The sequence below is a fragment of the Streptomyces sp. NBC_01450 genome (assembly GCF_036227505.1).
Lineage (GTDB): Bacteria > Actinomycetota > Actinomycetes > Streptomycetales > Streptomycetaceae > Streptomyces.
Genome location: NZ_CP109480.1, coordinates 3,665,529 through 3,683,359, shown reverse-complemented (window position 1 = coordinate 3,683,359; position 17,831 = coordinate 3,665,529). Strand labels below are relative to the sequence as shown.

The window sequence follows — 17,831 nt, the reverse complement described above, 5'->3', positions numbered from 1 at the left end:
AGGTTTCCCGTGCGTAAAACCTTCACCGGCTTCTTGCCGGGAGGTCGCGGCGTTCGAGCCGGGGAGGAATCACGCCTTGCGGCCGCACAAGGTTGGCGATCAGGCCGTACGATCCAGCTGACCGTCCTTGACCCCGTTGAGGAATGCGGCAAACGCCTCGCCAGCGACGGCCAGGAGTGGCCCCGGGATCATCTTCGAGTCACGCACGCCGACCGTCTCGCCGGCCCCGAAGGCCACCTCGACGCAGTTATCGCCACCCGAACTGAAGCTGCTCCTGGTCCAGTTGGTGTCGCGCAGTTCAGCCTGGCCTATCACTCTTCCTCCTTGATGAGGTCCTGCAGGAAGTCGCGTGAAGACGGGATGTCCAGCGCCCTCGCACGCAGGTGATTGAAGGCGACGTCGTAGCGGCCCACATGCACATCCTCCTCCAGATACAAGGATGTTGTCAGTGGCTCGACCACCGCCAGAGGGTCACCGGCGTCGAAACGGAAGACGGTGAAAGCCCCGTCGATGCCGGCGTGTACTCCGGCCTTGAAGGGGAGCACCTGCAACTCCACTCCCGGCAGTTCCTCCGACATCGCCAGCAGATGACGCAACTGCTCGGCCATGACCCGAGGTCCGCCCATCTCCCGACGCAGGACCGCCTCGTCCAGCACACACCACATGGCCAAGGGGTTCTCACGGCGCAGCACGTGCTGGCGCTTCATCCGCAGCTCAACGAAGGTACGCACCTCCCTCGCCGTCCGCCACTTGCCACTTCCTTCGACAACAGCGTGCGCGTACGCGGGTGTTTGCAGGAGCCCGGGAACGAGCTGGACGGCATACCAGTCGGCGTGTACAGCCAGCTCTTCGAGTTCGAGGTAGTCGGCGAATGGATCGCGGACCGCGTCACGGTACTGATTGAACAGGTTGGTACTGCGGGGCGAGGACGCCATGGCGGCGAGGCGCCTGATCTCCTGGATGCGCTGCTCATCCGCCACGTCGTACGCCTGAAAGTACTTGTCCAGGGCTGACGACGGTACACGCTGCTTGCCATTCTCGATCTTGCTCAGCGCGGACGGCCCGGAGAGTCCCAACCTCTCCACGGCATCAGGCAAGTTGAGGCCCGCACGCTGTCGCAAGGTGCGGAGCGCCAGGCCGAGCCGGCGCCGCATCAGGTTGGGTCGAGCATCAGCCATGCATCGATCACCGCCTCTCTGGCGTGGACTCTACACAGCTCGAACAGTTCGGCATATGCCAGTTCAACGAGCTGTACGGAAAAATCGCCAACCAACTTGCCGAGAAACCTTTCTCGATGTCATGCTCCGAGTAGTTACTCTTCGAAATGGGTCGACTACTCCAAGCTCGCCCTCATCCCTCACTGGGAGCGGCCATGACGGCACCCTGCAGCGACCTCCGCACCGGCACCCACGACCCCCTCCGCCTCCCCTGCGAGTCCTGGCGCCGCCTCTACGGCCTGGCGTGCGTCCGCTGCGGCGGAGGACAAGGGCTCCAGCCCTGCGGTCACGCGTACACACAGCACCCCGATGGAGGCCGGCTCGGCTGGGCCGTACAGATCTGCGCCGATTGCGAGCGCCACTCCAAGACCACTGACGGCACAGCGAGTTGACACAATGATCAACCTGATCCTTCGCGCCCTCGACGCGCTTGCCGTCCTCTTCGCCCCGCGTGGCCGTCACCGCGCCGGACACACGCCACCCGACCCCGTACACCGCCGGGAACCGAGGCCTGCGCTCCGCAGAGCACCTGGCCCCTACGCCACCGACGCGCCCCTCGACGGCTCCGCCACCCCACCCGTCCGCCCCTACGTACTCACCACTGAACAGCGCGCCCGGCGCCGAGCCCTCTGGCTGGCGACGTACGACATCGACGTCGGCCCTCGCCGTATCCACGGAGTGGAGGTCGGCGGATGACCTTGTCGGAAATGGATGCGCCGGGAGGAGGGGGAGACCTCCCCGAGAAGTCCGATCCCCGCGCCCGCCTGCTCCCCTGGACCGGCTCCCTCGGCCAGCGCTGCTACCTCATCGAGGACGGCATCGGTGACGGCACCCTCTCCCGGATCGCCGATCGCGTGGAGACCGTACAACTCGGCCTCGCAGAACAGCTCCACGAACAGGCCTGGGAAGTGCTCGCCGTACCCGCCGCCCCGGATGCCGTCCGACGCCTCGCCGAGCAACTCGCCCAGGCTCTCGGCGACACGCTCCTCATCGCTGAAAGCCGAGGCGCACGACTCCGGCAGCCCGTCAAGCCGCCGCCCGCCCGTACTGCTGCCGCGCCCACCGACTGTGAGGGCCCGTAAGGCCGAGTTGCGGGGCAGCTCGAGGCCCAAGCGGTGAGCCACGAGGATGCTGCACTCGGCGCTGAAGCGCCACATCCTCGTGGGCGAGGCCAGGGCCCTCACCGCTTGATCAGGCGCTTCCCTGGAAAGGAGTCACACGCTCGGCCGATCACGTCTGCACCCGTGCCGGCGTTCACCGCTTGTCGGGCGAGCCATGGGGGAGCGGCCCCCGCTCCAGCGCCGCCTCCAGCCGGGCGTACTGATCCTCGCTCAGCCGGGGCCGGGAGGCGGGTCCCTTCGACCGTGGTCCCACCTCGCTCGCGGCCCGCCAGGCCCAGCACTAGTTAGGGGGTCGGCTCCGCGGCCACGGCGATCAGGCTCAGTATGCCCACGGGGATGGCGACCACGGCGGCGTAGCCCACCCGGTCGGCCACCTTCTGGCGCCGCGAGGGCTCCCGGCTGTGGGACTCCCCCCGCGGTTAGATGGCTTGGTACCCGAGGCCTGCGAGTACGGCCACGCGGGCCGAGACCTGCCAGAGCTCGCCCACGATGCCCCAGAACCCGACCCGCTGAAGCGTCTCCGGCTCAATCCCCTGTTGCGCGTCGAACTCGGTGCCGTCCGGGTAGTCGTGCCCGGTGTCCTTGAGGTGCACGTAGACGGCGTCGCCAGCGGTGCCGCCGTCCGGCGTGAAGTCCCCGTAGCAGTCGTAGTCGGAGTTCTTACGGGTGTTGCTGGTGTCGTTGCAGGTCTCCACTTGGTACGTGCCCGGGGTGCCGTAGTCCCCTGCGGACAGGGCGAGGTCGGCGGTCGCGCTGACGCACCAGAAGGCGGCCACGAGGGCGAGGATGCCGCCGCACACCCAGCCGAATACGCGCATCAGCCACCCACCAAGATGTTCGGCTCCTTCTCCAACAGCCCGGAGATACCGGCCCGTTCGGCAAGGGCCCTGCGCTGCGGATCGGCCTGGGCGCGTTCCTGCTCGTACTTCTCCCAGCCCGAGGGCTGTACGAAGAGCATGCCGTTGCTGCCCGGAACGATCATGACGCCGCCGAAGGCCGGGTCACCGGCGAACCAGGCGCCGCCCTCCTCGGCCTGTTTCGGCCAGCGGCGTATCGTCGAGGCGTTGACCGCACGCAGAGAGCTCGTAACACTCTCTGCGTCTCCGACGGTTGTCAGGGGCGAGCGCTCCAGCAGCGGAGGAACGAGCGGGAGGTGTCCCTCCCCCCGGGGGGCCTCAGGCCACGCTGCGGAGTACTACCAGCGCCGCGGTGCTCCCCAGGGCGCACGTCAGGGCGAGCGCCAACAGCTTGCCGCTGCGGCTGCGATAACTGCGCACGGCCGCCCATACTCCAGTGGCGCCGACGACAGCCAGAACTCCGGTCACCACACGCATAGCGACGTCGACGCCCGGCATGACAGCCGCTGCGACGCTGCCCAGGGCTACCATCGCGCTGAGGATGCCGGCGAACATTGCCGCGTTCCACCAGGTGCGAGATGACAGTCGCTCCCGGCTGCCGTCACCCATGTCATTCATCAGCATGTGTGGCAGGCTACGCGATCGCCCGGATCGGCGTAGCTGGCGGGAGGCTCGCTCATCCAGTACCCCTGCCAGTATGCGGCTGGCAGGTTGTGCACCGGTCAGAGTTTCCAGTCGTGGCCACTGTGACGAGCCTGGCGCTGTGCCGTGCCCGAGCGCTCTGCTGCCTCTTGGCGTTCTTGTTCGATCTCGGCGCGCTGAGCTTCGAGGTAACGCTCGGCCTCGGCGCGCTGCTGTTCACGCACTTCTGGGGACAGCTGCTCGTACTCCTGGCGAGCCTGTGCAATGCGCTCGCCGAGGGCATCGGAATACGCGCCCACGCGCAGGGCTTCGCGGAGGCCGACCCGCCCGGAGAGGACTTCCCGGGCCATCTCCTGGAGCGCACTGTTGCCGGACGGGTTGTCGGCGAGGCGCTGCAGCGACTTTCGTAGAGCACGGGCCCGTGTCTCGTCCCGCGCGATGTCCATCAGGTCTGCGTCGCCGATCTGGCGCTCTTCAGCCATGGCGTGGGTCCCTCCTTACTACCGGCAATCGACTACCGGTTACTGCCGGGAATTGCTGAGCGATGGGGCAACAGCGTCAGGCGACCGCAGGGTTGTCGTAATTTCCACCCACGGACGGGAAGTTCTGGAAGTGCCCGTAGATCTCGGCTCCCAGCGCTTCCAGGACTCCAACTCCGCCGTTGACGATGGTCTGCGCCTCGGCAAGCATCTTGGTTGCGTCGCCCCACATCTTGAGCAGCCGCGTGATCTCAAGGGCAGCCAGCCCATATCCAACGACGGCCCCGACTCCTGTCCAGGACAGTGCTGTACCCGCGGCCATTTCGATACCGACGATGATCAGGCCGTCGATGATCCCGCCGAGCACGCCCTTGATGGCTTCCGCCGTCGAATAGGCGGCGTTGGCCAGGCTCTCGTACGTGGAATGCAGGGAATCGAAGGTCTCGCGGCAGCCGGTGAGTTTCTTCGCCAGCTCGTCGAAGTAGTTATAGGCCGCATCCGCGGCGTTGCCGTCCCATGTCGAATCGAGAGAGGAGTTCCCCGACTTCAGGTTCTGCGCTACGCCTTCGCAGGCCTTGCCGATGTTCTGCCATACGGAGGCGCACTCGGCGAATGACTCCCAGTCGCCGGCGAACCACTGGATGGCTTCGTCCAAGGGGTTGAACCCGAAGACCGCGTTGTACGCCTCCATGATCCAATACGACGGGCTGACGAGGTCGCTGGCGTCGTTGAAGACGTCCAACAGGAGTCCCTGTGAGAACTCCTCGGGCTTCTTGGGGGCGGTCAGGTGGCTCGTGGGCTCGGATATGTCGGTAAACCCGGACATGCGGGGGCCTCTCGGGGGCTGGCGGAGTCAGCGCTTGCTGGGCGGGAAGGTGGCGTCCATGGACCGAGCCGTAGATTCGTCGGTCGCCTTGTAGTAGCTGGCGCTCTTCCTCATTTCCGCCTCTGCGGCGCGGAGCACCGACTCTGCCCGTGTCATGGCGGAGTTGACCTCCTCGACGACCGACCGGTGGGCACCGATGATCAATTCGATCAGTCCTTGGTCGGAGACGCCTACGTTCGTATTGTCCCGTTCATATTTCCTGGCTTGCTGAATGTCCTCAGCGGCTCTGCCTATTTGAGTTGCGTAGCTTTCCAGGTCGTCACCCTGAACCTTGAACCCCATCTGTTCACCTTTGTCCATTGGTCACAGCCGTTGCGACACGCTACCGCAAGCCACGCGGACGGATGTCGGCAGACCGCATCATGCAGCTCTGCTGCTTCGGGTGCCCTGTTGACTATGACCGGGGTGCGATTGCCGTCGGCGGCCGAACTTTGAGGCACTCTTGGGCCGTTGAAAAAGGATCACGGATTGTCCCCGGCGTTGACAACGGCCAACGATCCACCGGGCAGGCCCGTTAACGCGAGGATCCGCGCGTACGCTCCCGGTGTCCCTTGCGATCCGGAACACCCATGTAGCTGGTCTCTCGCTCGGTCTCACCGAGCCACAGTTGAGGGACCTGCTGCTGGATCGCAGTGACCAGCGCTACCCGGGAACCCGTAGGGACGGGGAGGCGGTAGCGCAGCCGCGGGTGGGTGGGGTGCAACGGTTCCTCATCTCGGACCAGGGGCCACAGGACCGGGTCGTCGCGGTCGATGGGCGTGTTGGGGCACAGCTCTATGGAGTGCACCTTCACACCGCCCCTGCCGACCTTGCTCCAGTGCAGCCCGACTCCGGCGAGGCTCTGCCAGGGGATGACGTTCTGGACCTTGCCGTTGCTGACCCACAGCCCCGTGTCGTCGATGCTCACGTTGGAGTGCCGACTCGACCAGGCGACGGTCAGGCTGGCGACGCTGATGAAGCCCATGAACAGCCCGATGACGATTCCCCCGATCCCCTTGGGGTTTGGTCCACCGTCTCCGAGCCCAGCGGCTATCGCAATGCCGCCGAACAGGAGCAGGGCACTGATCGCCGTGAGGACAATGCCGAGTGGGATCATCCGCCGCGAGGACCGCTGGCCGGTGCGCACGACAGTGGCGGTGGGGGAGGGGGAGAGTCCGTGGGGAAGCGACATGCGGTGGAGTGTAGAGAACGTCTCTGCGCCCCCACCAGGCCGGCCGAGCGTTGACCACTATGCTCCGCTGCTATGACAACGCATGGCGGTGAGGCGGCAAACAGCCCGGACAGGCCAGGCGAGCAGCCGCTGTCCCCCGGGCGGAGCGCGGAGGAACTGCGGGCGCAGTTCCAGGCTCAGGGCCGACCGGGGCTCGCGGAGGGTCGGCGGCGTGACGCGCGGCAGGTCCGTGCGATGTACGCCGCGTTTGCCGGGTTGCTGGCCGCCGTCTGCCTTGTTCTGATCGTCGTACGCCTCGGTGGGGGCGACGCGTTGGGTGTCTGGGTCGCCACCTATGCCGTGGGGGTGGTCTTGAGCGGTTGGGGTTTTGCGCTTGCCCGGATCGGCCACACGCGCTGGGCGATGACGGTCACCTGTATTGGGGCAGCGTTGGCGGGTCTCGGCGACAGTCCCGCTTTCCGCTGAGGTATACCGTCTTGGGTCTCAGGACCGGCCCAGGCTGCCGCCCGGGCACCAGGTGGTGGCCCGACCGGCACCTGATGAGAAGTCACATCTGGCGGCGTTTCCTGGCGATGAGGCAGGCGAGGCCTCACGCGGCGGCTGCGGCGAGCAGGAGGCCGAGCGGTGAGAACCAGTCGACTCCGCAGTCGATTTCGTTGTTCCACCAGGCCTTGGTCGGGATGAAGGGGTCGGCCTCCATCATGTTCCCGATGGCGCTGGGTGATTGGCTCTCGGCGATGATGAGCGGGACGGCGTCGGTGAAGCCGAAGAAGGCGCCGAGCGCGGCGATGACGGCCCCACCGATATGGGCGCCATTGCTGCGGTGCCCCACCAAGCCGACCAGGCAGCCGACAATCGCTCCGTTGACCAGCGCGTGGGCCAAGTGGAGGGTGTGGGCCGTGGTGAGCGACTGCTCTTTGTACGTGGCCAGGATGAGACCGCTGTAGAGCAGCGAGACGATGACCGAAGCGAAGAATCCGAGGAAGACCGCGCCGACCGGAGGACCGCTTGCGTTCGGCTGCTGCCCGAAGGGGGCGCCTGGAACGGTGGCGCGGGGTGCATCGGATGAATCGGTTGCGCCTGCGGCGGTCCGAACCCCGGTGGCTGTTGTGGCGGGGTGGGTTGGCTGTACGGCTTGTAGGGGTTCTGCGGTGGCTGTGGAGGCGGCGGTGGCGGTTGGAACGGCGGCGGGCTCATTGATTTCTCACGGAGTGAACTGGCAGTAACCGCAAGCTACCAGTGAGATCAGGAGGGAGTCGTCGGAGCCAGAGCGGGCCGCGTGAAGGGTGCGCGGTCGGGAGGAGCGGTGCTGCGGGGCCGGCCCGGGTGGGGTTGGCCAGCCGTCACGTGTTCTGCGTGAGGTTCTTCCGGTACAGCGCGATGGCCTGCTCGGTCGGGTAGTTGGGGACGGTGACGGTTTCGCCGGTCTCCTTCGACACCACGATCTTGGCTCCGCCGGGTGGGGCGGGCTGCGGTCGGCCGACGGCGTCGGTGCGGGGCGGGAAGACTGCGTAGACCAGGTAGCCGATGTCGAACTCGTGGACCTGGAGTTCGGCGGGGGTGCCGTCGGGGAGTTTGGGCTGGGCGTAACGCGTGCGGACGATCCGGACGGCTTCGTCCGGAGTGGTGGGCGGCGCATCGGGAGCCATAGGTGTCCTGTTCGCTACTCGTGTTGTGGTCGACTGCTGCGTTGGCTATGTGGGGAACTCGCCGTACCAGCCGCCGTCGAGGAGGTACTTGGGCAGGTACTCCGATTCGACTTCGACGGTGAAACCTGAGTCCAGGGCCAGGCAGGAGATGGCCAGGGGGCCGAGGGCGACGAGTCCGTCGGAATCGCGCTCAAGCTTTTCGTCGCGGGTCCAGTAGTCCTTGTGCCATTCGATGGTCTTGGCCAGCTCGGTGGTGAACCTGTCCTGGTCGCCGCGCACCACCTGGGTCAAGAGATTCATGGGCGGGTACATGAGGTTCAGTACGGCGCTTCGCGAGGCGGGCCGGAGCACCTCGGGGTCGGTGCCGTCCACCGCGGCGAGCAGTTTGTCGCCGAGTTCCGGCCGCTTGAGCCAGTACGTCTGCAGCGCTTCGACCCAGGAGTAGATGTACTCGTCGAAGCCACCCGCTTCGCGCAGCAGGGAAACCGGCACCTGGCACAGGTCGTTCGTACGCTGCCTCTCACGGCACACGCAGGACAGCCAGAACGCAGTGAGCCAGTTCCCCGCGTGAACCCAGGGCCCGGTGCCGGAACGGAAGACGTGCTTTTTGTGGCCGACCTGGCACTCGATGGTCGGTGTCGTCGCGCGGGCCGCGACGAAGAGGGCGTGGCCGATCTGCATCGCGGTGACGCAGGCTTCCCAGGTCTCCAGCTTGTCGGCCTTGGGATCCCCCGAACAGCGGCTGTTGAGGGCGTCGGTCACCGAGCTCAGGGTCATGGAGAACCACTCGGGGTCCTCCTGAAGGTCCTCGAGCTCGTCCTCAAGTGCTGCCTCCAGGTTCTGCAGCACCTGGGGCAGGGCCCGTCGGGAATTCATGACGCGGAATCGTGATCATCTCGGTCCCTCTCGGGGATCAGGTGGGGAAGTCGCCGACGCGGCCGCGTTCCAGCAGGTACTTGGGGATGTAGCCGGACTCCACCTCGATGGCGATGCCACCGTCGTAGGCGAGGCAGGCCATGGCCAGCGGGCCCAGTGCGACGATTCCGCTCACCTGCGCAGCCGTCGACTCCTCTGCCGTCCAGTACTCCTTGTGCCATTCCAGGGCCTTGACCAGTTCGGCGTTGAAGCGGTCACCGTCGCCTCGGACCAAGCGGTAGAACAGATTGAGCGGGGGATACAGGACATGCAGCATCAGACTGCGGTCGGCGGCCTGCAGGACCTCGGGATCCGTACCTTTGATCGCGGTTACCAACTTGTCGCCGAGAGCGGGACCTTGTATCCAGTACGTCTGGAGGGTGTCGACCCAGTCGTAGATGTACTCGTCGTACACGGCTCCGGACTCGCGCAGCAGCGAGATCGGGACGTTGCTCAGCTCTGTGAGTCGTTCGCGTTCGCGACAGACGAGCGCCAAGTAGAAGGCGGTGAGCCAGTTGCCCGCGTTGGCGGGCGGCTGCCGACCGGTGGAGGGGATCGTGCGCAGCTTGCCTGAGATGAGGCATTCCACCGTGGGTTCCGATGAGGTGGCGGCCCGGAACAGGGCGGAGCCGATCTGCATGGCCGCGACCCATGCCTCCCAGGTCTCGATGCGTGCGGCGCGGGGATCGAGGGTGCAATGGTTCTTGGCGTTCGCCAGTGCCCGGTTCAGACCGGTGTTGAACGTGTCGGGCATGGTTTCGAGCTTCCGGACCCGCGCTTCGGTGTCGTCAACGAGTGCTTGCATGCTGAAAACACGGTCGGCAGGCACGTCGTGACGTGTCACTTGTGTAGTCATTCCTGCCTGTCCTCCGGTTTCCGGATGTCGAAGGGGGGCTTTCCCTCTGGTCGTGGACAGGAGCGGCGCTCAGTCGCTGGTTCTCCGCACCTTCTTCTCTGCTCGTACTCACGCATGGAAGGCACTAGAAACCATCCACGCCCAGTTCGGCGATGCCTGCGTAGAACCAGCCCCACACCATGCCGCTGGGCGTCTGCGGATCGAACAGGCCCGGGGCCAGCTTGTCCATTTCATCCAGGAACACCCGCACCACTGCCTCCTGGTCGTCTTCCACCGGATAGGGGTGCCAGCAGGCGTTGCTGTAGCGGTAGACGGCTTCAAGGATGCGAGTGAAGACATCGAGGTCCGGCGCGAGCGGCACCAACACCCGGTTCGTCGGGCCGTTCAGTCGGCTCCAGATGTGCACGGACCCCTCGTGGCGGTGCAGATACAGCTCGCCGTAGTCGCACGCGCCGAAAGTGATCAGGTCCGCGGCGGCCACACCGCTGGGGAGGCCGTCCTCGGACAAGGCGCCGTCGGCCGAGGGTCGCATGGCGTCGGCCGAATGGGCCGTGTACTCGGCCCCGTGGCATGCCCACCACGCGGGCAGGCCGATGTCCCGCAAGTGCCGTCTGCTACCTGGGTGTTCGAGCCTCTCGGGCAGGGCACTCTCCGCTATGCGCACCACGTGCCGCTCCCCGAAGGCGTCGTCGACCCGGGCCGCGCTGAGCGGACCCGTCGGCCGCCGCTGCACCGGTTCAGGGCCGGGCGGCGGTTCCTCGGACGACGTGGGGTCGATCCCTTCGCCGCGCGGCCAGTCCCGCAGCACCTCCGCGTCTGTCTCGAGCACCGCTATGCCGTACGTGTCCTCAACGAGATAGCGAGTCCTGCCGCCCTCGGCGGCGAACGCGACGGCGCCTTCCCAGCTCTCCGGGGCGGTCAGCGACCAGTCGTACAGTTCGGGCGCATCAAGCGCCTCCAGCGACAAGGGCGCTTCTGCCAGCGCCCCTTCGTCCCGGACCTTCACCCTCCGGCCCGTCTCCGCGTCGAGCCAGAGCGGGCCGCGCGGGTCGACCACCTCGACGAGCTCCCGACCCTCGTACAGGCGGCGGTGAACCTGGTAATAGTCGCCGTTCAGGCTCGGGTGGGCCATGAACCAGTTGGCCGGCCGCCACCACGCCCACACTGTTCGCCACGGCATCCCCGGCTCGGCCGTCGCGATCCGCTCGGCGTACTCCTCGTGGCCGGTCGCCTTCGCTGCGAAGTGCAGCCAGGAGGCGAACTCGGCAGACGCCACGTCCGCGCCTCCGAAGATCGCTTCGGCCTGTAGGAAGACCTCGCGCCCCACGCGCTCCGGGCCATTCGCAGCGGTGATGTGGTCGCGCACCGCCGTGCGGTCAGCGGTCAACAGCCGTGCAGGGTCGGCCAGTACGCCGTCCAGCTCCTCACTCATGCGGCCATCCTGTCACCCACCGCAGACACCACTCACCTGGGATCGGAGGCCTGAGCCGGTGTACGACGCCATGGCCCTGCGCGGGCCGTTGCACGATGTGGGCGTCAGATGGGCAAGGCGCCCTTGAAGCGGGAGTTGGGTACGTCTGGGCGGGTGGTGGCGAGCCACCCGTGGTCGTGCGTATCGTCCGCGAGCATGGGGCCGGGTTCGACCGAGAGGTTGTCGGCTGCCGTGAGTGCGGAGGGAACGCCCTCGGCGTATTCCTCGGCCTCGTCCTCGTCCTCCGCGTCTTCCCTGTATTCCACCTCGAAAGGCAGTGGCTCTCCTTGGAACTGTGGGGAGTCGTAGCTGCCGAAGCTTCGCACCCTGTGACCGTCACGGGCGACGTACCAGTTCTCTGCGGCGTTGTAAGGGTCGATGATGTAGAAGTGGGCCTCACCGCATCGTTCGCTGAGCTTGTCGGCCAATGCGAAGCTGTCGAGTTCGTCCAGGAACGAATTTCCCCACAGCAGGCGCCAGTTCTTGAACTCCAGGTTTGAACGCCAGCTCTCGAACTCCGGGGTGATGAAGACCCGGTAGGCGGTCTGTGTCTCACCCTGGGAGTCCTGGAACTCCACGTAGTCGGTGCTTCGGGTGGTGGCGGCCACGCCCATGACGGTGGTGACCGGCCGAAGGTCTTGTAGACCGAGAGCGGATACGGCGTCGTCGAGCCGGTCCGCCGGGAAGGCCAACCAGCGGCCGGCCTCCGACGGGACCTTCACCGGGAGTTCGTCCATGAGCTTGATCCGCACGAGGCGTTCCACGGCACGCCGGTCGACCTCGTCGAGGCACTCGGTACCGCCCAGGTCGACCAGGACCTTCAGGGCTTTGCTGCGCAGACGGCCCGGACCTTGCCGCCGGATCTCCCGCAGGCGTGGCAGTGCCTCGTCGCCCAGACGCTTCAGAACGGACTCGGCACTCCATTTCAGACGGGACGATCCGCCGTCTCCGACATACGGCAGCAAACTGTCGACCGCCTGTACGCCGAGGGCGACCAGACGGTTCTCCGCGGACTGCCACACGCTGCGATCACTGTCGGAGAGGTCCCGCAGAAGAGTGTTGATGTCACCCAGGAAGGTGGCCGACGGAATGGGCGAGGTGCTTGGTACGGAGATCGATTCGGGCATCAGACCCACTCATCGCCGTACGAGGCGAGGTCCCAGGTGCTGTCTTCGAACTCGTAACCCTCGAGAATGCTCGCCCAGACCGCACCGTGCGCGGCGTCGGCGTCTATCTGCCTGCACCATGCTTCCAGGCTCATCCGTGCGTCCTTGTGGTCGGGGGCGTACGGATAGTGCGTTCTGCGGAATTCGTCGAAGAGCCGGACCATCGCGAAGAACTGGGGGAGGCTGCTGCCCGCCAGAGGCTCGGCCATGCCGCCAGTGGTGTCTCTGAGGAGCTGACCGGTGGTGCCGTCCAGCAACAGCCTCGAGTACATCCACGAACCCAGCTCGTAGAACGGGCCGTCGCTGGGCGCCTCTCTTTGTGCGCGGAGATGACGAGGGACGTCCCGCCCATGGCCGGGCCAGGGCACTTCATGCAAGGGCCGGTCGCCGCGTGGGGTGATGGAGAGATGCAAGAAGTCGCGGATCTCGGGTAGGCCGGTCTCGGTTAGGAAGCGGCAGGCCTCCTCGTTACTCACCCCCGGGGGCAGCTGGGGCGTGCCCAGGCGGTGGCAGGAATCGGCGCCGAAAGACTCTTCGAGCCACTCCCGCAACCCATCTCCGCGAAGAGCGGCTGCCGCGCGATCGGGCAGAGGCCAGGTCGCGGACCGACAGTGAGCCGCTACCAAGGGCTTACTCGCAAAGGGCGGTTGGCGGAGTTGGTCTGTCTCATGCATGGTCACTGCGAAGAGCCCTTCCTTGCCTGCCAAGACCCAGGTGTCGTTGAAGCGGATGCCCTGGGTGACGGTGGAAGGGCAGCGGGGCGGCAGGGAGGGTACGGGCGAGTCGCTTTCCCAGCCGTGGTCGCCGTGGCGCGCAGAAACGGCGGGCAGGTCGTCGGGGCGGTTGCGGGCACTGATCCAGTCCCAGCCGCCCTCGGCGAGGGCATGCCTCACCGTGGTTGGTGCGGAGGTCCGTGCGCCAGTGATGGGGTCCCACTCCTGCCGTAGGTACCGATACTTGGGGGACGCGTGTTTCCCGGTGGTGGTGTCACGCGCGGTGATCACACGCAAGGCGGGTTCGGTCCCGGCGATTCCGAGTTCGTCGACCCTTCCAGCGTCGCGTGATCGCAGCCCGAACACTCCCATGGGTCGCCATCTCGACCACGCCGTGCGCCAAGGGAGCTCTATCCCCGCGTTGAGGAGCTGGTCGGCCAACTCCGTGCGCCCCGCGGAGAGCGCCGCGTGGTGCAGCCATGCCACCCACTCTCCCTGCGACGAGGGGACAATGCCCTGGACCTCCAGATAGTGCACGAGGGCGGCGGTGCTCCCGTACGGGACACCGCTGGGGTAGGCAACGGAGAGCGCTTCGTACAGTCCTGCCGGCGCGCATTGAGCGAGCAGTCGGCCGTTGTCCAGCACGCGGGTCAGGGCGCCCGCAAGAGCGGCATGCATGGGCACTGCCCGGCTGGCGTAACGAGCCACAGGTCCGCTCTGCGCCCAGGTGCCCCCGGTTGTACTACTGACCGCGGCCAACAACGCCTCGGCCATCTTTGCCTGAGTGGCTGCTTCCCAGGGCCAAGCCCGCCGCCATGCGTGTACGAGTGCATCGGAAACGAAACCTACTGCCGGGGTACCTGAATCATCCTCGGCCATCGAGAGGATCTCCGGTCGGCGGTTAGCCAGGGTGAGTAGTTCATCAGCAGTGGCAGGTGATTCAGCGGACGCGCACAACAGTTGCCATACCGCCAGCGGGATTTTGCGGGTTTCCGCAGCCGCCAACGCACTTAGCAACGGCTCGTCTTGCGGCCGCTCAACCGCCGGATCGACCGGTGACCGTTCGGGCAGGGCGATCTCGTACTCGTGATTGGGGGCCACCGGGATCAGTTCGGGGTCATGCTCAGCCATCACCCACACTTCGCGGGGGCCGAACCGCCTGAAGCCGGGAGCCAATGTGCCTGCCACGCGCGCGGGCTCGGAGGAAGTCAACAATTCCCCGGCGTACTGCACATTGGCAAGGAAGATCACCAGATTGCCACGATTCGAATCGTTCCGGCATGCCTCGCGCATGCGCAAGGCCACGGCGTCCGCCGTCAAACCCTGACAGTCGATCCATGCTGAATCACTGATCCGTCGTCGCACCTGAGCCAGGAAGTCTGTCTTGCCGACGGCTGTGGTGCCGGTGATGGAGAAGACCCGCCGTTTCCGGGCGGGCAGACTTAGCCAGGCCTCGATGTGTTCCCAATTCGGATCGAGAGTCTCGGGCAAGAGGGCACCCTTTCAGTGATACGGCGACAGCGAAGTGATGTAACGGATCGAGGCCGTTTTGCGGCTGGCAGATCAGCCCCAACGGGCCCATGTTTCTGCCGTACCCGGCATCTAGTCAAGTCGACCACTGGCCACGTCGTCACCTTCGGCCTTAGTCCCGGATTCTCTTAGCTACTCATGCTGCCAGCTTTGGCGTTTCCTTCCCATATGCCCTTCAGGTGGTTTACATAGTTATTGAAGTCGCCCGTGAACTTCTTCCTGGCCTCTTCTTTGGCCTCTTCCACGGTGGCGGTGGTGCCATCGTCCTTTGAAAGGTCTGCGTTATCATCAATTTGCCCTCTGCGGAATCCGACACCGTAGTGGATGCGAAGCGCGTTCTTTTTCTCCCCCTCTTGAAGCTGATCCTCGTCTTTTGGTTCCTCGATCTCATCGGAAATGTAACCCGAACAATCGTTTCCCGAGGCGTGACCGCAGGGTTCGCGCTCCGTGTAGAGGCTAACCGGCTCGAAAGGAGCCTCGCCAGCGGCTTCACGTTGCGCGTTAACAGATTTTATCCACTCCATTGCATGTGGTTCGGAGTGCACTCCGGCTCCCCAGGCGGAGCTCATTGGGAGAGAGCTGTCTACGACGTATCGAATCTCGTTATTGTTCTGGGGGTCTCGAACCTCGATCACCGCAAAATTCTTCCGGGACCAGTCTCCCTTGTGGTTGGTGAGCGATTGGAGCTCGTTCTGGACTGCTTCCGCCATCTCGCTGTCGGTTAGACCCTCCCCTTCCGAAATGCGTTGGTGGATCGCTTCAGTCAGAGCAGCCCTTCCAGGGATGGCTTTTCCGGCGTGGTAGTGGAGTCCGGCGGACTTGATGCCGGCCTTGTCCATCAGCTGCCCGATCACCTTGCGTGCGGCGTTCGACCGTTCGATCTTTTCCGGGTCGGTTGTGTGCGGAGTGAAGTTGGCAGGTGAATTCGGATTGTCTGCGTCAGGATCCAAGGCAACGCCCACCGCACTTGTGGCGTGGAAGCGCAAGTCCATGCGGGCCAAGGCAGCAACGACCGCGCCCTGCTGCCCCTCTGTCAGGTCTGCGAATCCGGTGAGCGCGTTGATGAGTGTGCTCTTACGAATGCCGCCCTGCTCATCAGCAAGACGATCCCCCAGCAGTGAGCTGAGCTCACCGTTATTGCTCCACTCGCCGATGCGGTCATATACCGGGGCCAGATCGGTCTGCGTTACGTCGTTGGTTTCCCGAAGATGAGCTTGGGACGGCTCGGGAAGCATGCCGTAGTGGGTGTCGTGTCGGCTTTGCGACGTGTCATAGGTGGCGCTGCCCTGGGGGCGCTCCGTGGTGTCATGGCCACCACCTGAATCGGTACCTGCCGGCGCGGTGGGAGCGCGACGATCGGCACTCGCCGATGTGGCATCCGGCTGTCGGCTCGCTTGGGAGTCCTGTGAGCCGCGATCTGGAGTCGACGTGACGGGCTGGCGGTTGGCGTCCAGAGGGCTGGCCAAGACGCCGTTGCTGCCGCTGTGCAGGGGGTTCGGGCTTGTGCGGTCCGCAGTGCGTGAGTTGGTGGTGCGACGGTCCGTGATCTGCTGGTGCCGAATGGACGTACGCAGGTCCGAGGGCGTGGTGGTCTGCTGAGGCGTGTCCCGGTTGGTTGTGGGGTCGTTCGGGGTGCTCGTCGCAGTCCGGGTGGGAGTCGTGGCCTTGTCCGGAGTGCCGATGTCGACGTTGTCGGGTGTGGTGTCGGTGGGCGGCTGCCCGTGCTCCGAAGGGGAGTCGGGCCGGGCCGGGCTCTCCGTGGTCGCGGTTGGCTGCTCGGACTCCTTGTCGGGGGTGCGGCCCTGCTCGTCGGGGTGGGTAGCCTCGTTCGGGCGTGACTGCTGGTCCGGGGTGCTCGGTGTCTCGGCCGGGGACAGGCGGTTCTGTTCCGAGGGGGTCTCGGGCGACTGCTGCGGCTGTTGCTGCGGATCAGCGTTGCTGTCGTCCGGGGACGGCTGCCGGCTTTCCGGGGTGTCCTGGGAGGGCTTCCGGCCATCAGGCGTGCTGTTCGGTTCGGACGGGGTGTTGCTCTGGCTCGGGGGTCGGCCGTTCCCGTTGGCAGGCTCGCCGTTCGTCGGGTCCGGCGTTGTGTTCGGGTCGGCCGTCGACGGCTGCGAGGGGTCCGCGTTGTTCGATGAGTCTGGGGTCGCTGGGCCCGCCGGCTTGGGGGAGTTGGTTCCCGTGTCGGTGTCGTCGGTCTGTTTCGGGGTGTCTCCCGAGGCGTCGTTCTGCGGGTTTTGGCTGTTCTCCGGCTGCCCGTTGTTCTCGGAGTTCTCCGGCTGGGACCCGTCGTCGTTCTGGTTCTCGGAGTTTTCCGCCTCGGGCGGAGTGGTGTCTATCGGGTTCCGGTCGGCGTCCAGCGGTATGTGCCAGACGTGTGCGGAGTTGTCGATGTGGAGCGGCTGGTTGCTGACCTCGCCGCTCTGGGTGTCGATCCAGACGATGTTGCCGTCGTGGTTGACGACGTTGAAGGCGTGGCCGCCTCCGCCGGGCCAGTCGACCTGGACGATGGCCGCTGAGCCGGGGCCGGATTGCTGGAGGACCGACGCGATGTTGTTGGCGGTCTCGGGGTCGTTGCCGGGACCGGCGTAGGCGTGGGCGGCGCCGGTCCAGCGGATCTGGTTCTCGTTCGCGTTGTTCTCGGGGGCGAAGGGGTCGGGGTTGCCGTGTTCGTCGGTGTCGGGGGTGCGGGGTGCTGAGACCTGGGGGTTTCCGTACCAGGTTTCCAGGAAGGAGCGGGAGCAGTCGGCGCAGTTGTTGCTGCGTCCGGGGACGGTGTTGCCGCCGTCGTTCTGGAGTTGTGACCAGGAGCCGAAGGGGTCGGGGAAGCGTTCCGGGGTGCCGTCTTCGTTGTGCGGGACGGCATCGGCCAGTGCCTGCTGGTCGGCGGGGTCGGGGTCGGTCAGGCCGCCGGGGTAGTGGTCCAGGTCGGCGCGGATGTCCTGCAGGCTGTCCTGCTGCGGGTGTTGCTGGTCGGTGGGGGTGCCAGGGTCGGTCTGGGGCGAGCCCGGCGGTTGCGGCGTGGCCGGGGTGTGGTGCGACGTCGGCGTCGAGGAACCCGGGGTGCGTATGACGGTGTGGACCGGGACCGCCGTCACTTGCTGATGCTGCTGTTGCTGCGGATCGTTGGGCGGGGTGTTCTGCGGCGGGGTGTTGGG

At 66.0% G+C, this 17,831-nt stretch carries 20 protein-coding genes and 1 pseudogene; 3 read left to right on the top strand and 18 right to left on the bottom strand.

Annotated features, from left to right (window positions below):
• Positions 1–99: 99 nt before the first annotated feature.
• Both OG568_RS16415 and OG568_RS16410 read right to left on the bottom strand, forming a co-directional pair.
• Entirely contained in the window at positions 100–315 is a 216-nt protein-coding gene (locus OG568_RS16415) for a DUF397 domain-containing protein (RefSeq protein ID WP_329532123.1), read from the bottom strand.
• Entirely contained in the window at positions 312–1,154 is an 843-nt protein-coding gene (locus tag OG568_RS16410; protein WP_329532122.1) for a helix-turn-helix domain-containing protein, read from the bottom strand. The genes OG568_RS16415 and OG568_RS16410 overlap by 4 nt, the downstream gene beginning before the upstream one ends.
• A 459-nt stretch (positions 1,155–1,613) precedes the next feature.
• Between OG568_RS16410 and OG568_RS16405 the strand changes: the two genes are divergently transcribed.
• Together OG568_RS16405 and OG568_RS16400 are read left to right on the top strand one after the other, a co-directional pair.
• A complete protein-coding gene (locus OG568_RS16405; RefSeq protein WP_329532121.1) occupies positions 1,614–1,913 on the top strand; it encodes a hypothetical protein in 300 nt (99 codons plus the stop codon).
• Positions 1,910–2,299 (top strand): hypothetical protein, encoded by a 390-nt coding sequence (locus OG568_RS16400; protein ID WP_329532120.1) that lies wholly within the window; start codon positions 1,910–1,912, stop codon positions 2,297–2,299. The genes OG568_RS16405 and OG568_RS16400 overlap by 4 nt, the downstream gene beginning before the upstream one ends.
• 175 nt (positions 2,300–2,474) lie before the next feature.
• Here OG568_RS16400 and OG568_RS61465 read toward each other — a convergent pair.
• The 8 genes and pseudogenes from OG568_RS61465 to OG568_RS16365 form a co-directional block, all read right to left on the bottom strand.
• Positions 2,475–2,609, bottom strand: a pseudogene (locus tag OG568_RS61465) (IS630 family transposase); the annotation flags it as partial.
• 148 nt (positions 2,610–2,757) lie between these two features.
• Complete coding sequence (locus tag OG568_RS16395) at positions 2,758–3,156, bottom strand: hypothetical protein (RefSeq protein WP_329532119.1); 399 nt, start codon at positions 3,154–3,156, stop codon at positions 2,758–2,760.
• Positions 3,156–3,320: a hypothetical protein gene (locus tag OG568_RS16390; RefSeq protein ID WP_329532118.1), complete on the bottom strand. Its 165-nt coding sequence runs from the start codon at positions 3,318–3,320 to the stop codon at positions 3,156–3,158. Before OG568_RS16390 ends, OG568_RS16395 begins: the two co-directional genes overlap by 1 nt.
• A 193-nt stretch (positions 3,321–3,513) precedes the next feature.
• The gene (locus tag OG568_RS16385; protein WP_329532117.1) at positions 3,514–3,819 is read right to left on the bottom strand and encodes a hypothetical protein; all 306 of its coding nucleotides are present in this window, start codon (positions 3,817–3,819) and stop codon (positions 3,514–3,516) included.
• 98 nt (positions 3,820–3,917) lie between these two features.
• A complete protein-coding gene (locus OG568_RS16380) occupies positions 3,918–4,319 on the bottom strand; it encodes a hypothetical protein (RefSeq protein ID WP_329532116.1) in 402 nt (133 codons plus the stop codon).
• 76 nt (positions 4,320–4,395) lie between these two features.
• Entirely contained in the window at positions 4,396–5,058 is a 663-nt protein-coding gene (locus OG568_RS16375) for a WXG100 family type VII secretion target (RefSeq protein ID WP_329532115.1), read from the bottom strand.
• A gap of 111 nt (positions 5,059–5,169) precedes the next feature.
• A complete protein-coding gene (locus OG568_RS16370; protein ID WP_266586366.1) occupies positions 5,170–5,484 on the bottom strand; it encodes a type VII secretion target in 315 nt (104 codons plus the stop codon).
• A gap of 232 nt (positions 5,485–5,716) precedes the next feature.
• On the bottom strand, positions 5,717–6,373 hold the full coding sequence (locus OG568_RS16365; protein ID WP_329532114.1) for a hypothetical protein: 657 nt from the start codon (positions 6,371–6,373) through the stop codon (positions 5,717–5,719).
• A 72-nt stretch (positions 6,374–6,445) separates the two neighbouring features.
• Here OG568_RS16365 and OG568_RS16360 point away from each other — a divergent pair, with 72 nt between their 5' ends.
• Complete coding sequence (locus tag OG568_RS16360; protein WP_329532113.1) at positions 6,446–6,838, top strand: hypothetical protein; 393 nt, start codon at positions 6,446–6,448, stop codon at positions 6,836–6,838.
• 124 nt (positions 6,839–6,962) lie between these two features.
• Here the strand turns inward: OG568_RS16360 and OG568_RS16355 are convergent, their stop codons facing one another.
• The 8 genes from OG568_RS16355 to OG568_RS16320 all read right to left on the bottom strand — a co-directional run bounded on the left by OG568_RS16355 (position 6,963) and on the right by OG568_RS16320 (position 17,771).
• Complete coding sequence (locus OG568_RS16355) at positions 6,963–7,256, bottom strand: hypothetical protein (protein WP_329532112.1); 294 nt, start codon at positions 7,254–7,256, stop codon at positions 6,963–6,965.
• 460 nt (positions 7,257–7,716) lie between these two features.
• Complete coding sequence (locus OG568_RS16350; protein ID WP_329532111.1) at positions 7,717–8,022, bottom strand: hypothetical protein; 306 nt, start codon at positions 8,020–8,022, stop codon at positions 7,717–7,719.
• A gap of 45 nt (positions 8,023–8,067) precedes the next feature.
• The gene (locus tag OG568_RS16345; RefSeq protein ID WP_329532110.1) at positions 8,068–8,898 is read right to left on the bottom strand and encodes an immunity 49 family protein; all 831 of its coding nucleotides are present in this window, start codon (positions 8,896–8,898) and stop codon (positions 8,068–8,070) included.
• A gap of 37 nt (positions 8,899–8,935) precedes the next feature.
• Positions 8,936–9,691, bottom strand: coding sequence for an immunity 49 family protein (locus tag OG568_RS16340; protein ID WP_329532109.1), 756 nt, complete (start codon positions 9,689–9,691; stop codon positions 8,936–8,938).
• Between the two features lie 226 nt (positions 9,692–9,917).
• Positions 9,918–11,225, bottom strand: a complete 1,308-nt coding sequence (locus OG568_RS16335; protein WP_329532108.1) for an SUKH-4 family immunity protein — start codon at positions 11,223–11,225, stop codon at positions 9,918–9,920.
• Positions 11,226–11,329: 104 nt separating this feature from the next.
• The gene (locus OG568_RS16330) at positions 11,330–12,391 is read right to left on the bottom strand and encodes a hypothetical protein (RefSeq protein ID WP_329532107.1); all 1,062 of its coding nucleotides are present in this window, start codon (positions 12,389–12,391) and stop codon (positions 11,330–11,332) included.
• Positions 12,391–14,634 (bottom strand): SUKH-4 family immunity protein, encoded by a 2,244-nt coding sequence (locus OG568_RS16325; RefSeq protein WP_329532106.1) that lies wholly within the window; start codon positions 14,632–14,634, stop codon positions 12,391–12,393. Before OG568_RS16325 ends, OG568_RS16330 begins: the two co-directional genes overlap by 1 nt.
• Positions 14,635–14,801: 167 nt before the next feature.
• Positions 14,802–17,771 carry a toxin glutamine deamidase domain-containing protein gene (locus tag OG568_RS16320; RefSeq protein WP_329532105.1) on the bottom strand — a complete coding sequence of 990 codons (2,970 nt, stop codon included), beginning with the start codon at positions 17,769–17,771 and terminating at the stop codon, positions 14,802–14,804.
• Positions 17,772–17,831 lie beyond the last annotated feature (60 nt).

Coding starts and splice junctions, on each gene's coding strand:
- OG568_RS16360 (WP_329532113.1), top strand. CDS start 6,446: ATGACAACGCATGGCGGTGAGGCGGCAAACAGCCCGGACAGGCCAGGC.
- OG568_RS16330 (WP_329532107.1), bottom strand. CDS start 12,391: ATGCCCGAATCGATCTCCGTACCAAGCACCTCGCCCATTCCGTCGGCC.
- OG568_RS16410 (WP_329532122.1), bottom strand. CDS start 1,154: ATGCGGCGCCGGCTCGGCCTGGCGCTCCGCACCTTGCGACAGCGTGCG.
- OG568_RS16400 (WP_329532120.1), top strand. CDS start 1,910: ATGACCTTGTCGGAAATGGATGCGCCGGGAGGAGGGGGAGACCTCCCC.
- OG568_RS16385 (WP_329532117.1), bottom strand. CDS start 3,819: ATGCTGATGAATGACATGGGTGACGGCAGCCGGGAGCGACTGTCATCT.
- OG568_RS16370 (WP_266586366.1), bottom strand. CDS start 5,484: ATGGGGTTCAAGGTTCAGGGTGACGACCTGGAAAGCTACGCAACTCAA.
- OG568_RS16335 (WP_329532108.1), bottom strand. CDS start 11,225: ATGAGTGAGGAGCTGGACGGCGTACTGGCCGACCCTGCACGGCTGTTG.
- OG568_RS16395 (WP_329532119.1), bottom strand. CDS start 3,156: ATGCGCGTATTCGGCTGGGTGTGCGGCGGCATCCTCGCCCTCGTGGCC.
- OG568_RS16390 (WP_329532118.1), bottom strand. CDS start 3,320: ATGATCGTTCCGGGCAGCAACGGCATGCTCTTCGTACAGCCCTCGGGC.
- OG568_RS16350 (WP_329532111.1), bottom strand. CDS start 8,022: ATGGCTCCCGATGCGCCGCCCACCACTCCGGACGAAGCCGTCCGGATC.
- OG568_RS16405 (WP_329532121.1), top strand. CDS start 1,614: ATGATCAACCTGATCCTTCGCGCCCTCGACGCGCTTGCCGTCCTCTTC.
- OG568_RS16345 (WP_329532110.1), bottom strand. CDS start 8,898: ATGAATTCCCGACGGGCCCTGCCCCAGGTGCTGCAGAACCTGGAGGCA.
- OG568_RS16340 (WP_329532109.1), bottom strand. CDS start 9,691: ATGCCCGACACGTTCAACACCGGTCTGAACCGGGCACTGGCGAACGCC.
- OG568_RS16365 (WP_329532114.1), bottom strand. CDS start 6,373: ATGTCGCTTCCCCACGGACTCTCCCCCTCCCCCACCGCCACTGTCGTG.
- OG568_RS16380 (WP_329532116.1), bottom strand. CDS start 4,319: ATGGCTGAAGAGCGCCAGATCGGCGACGCAGACCTGATGGACATCGCG.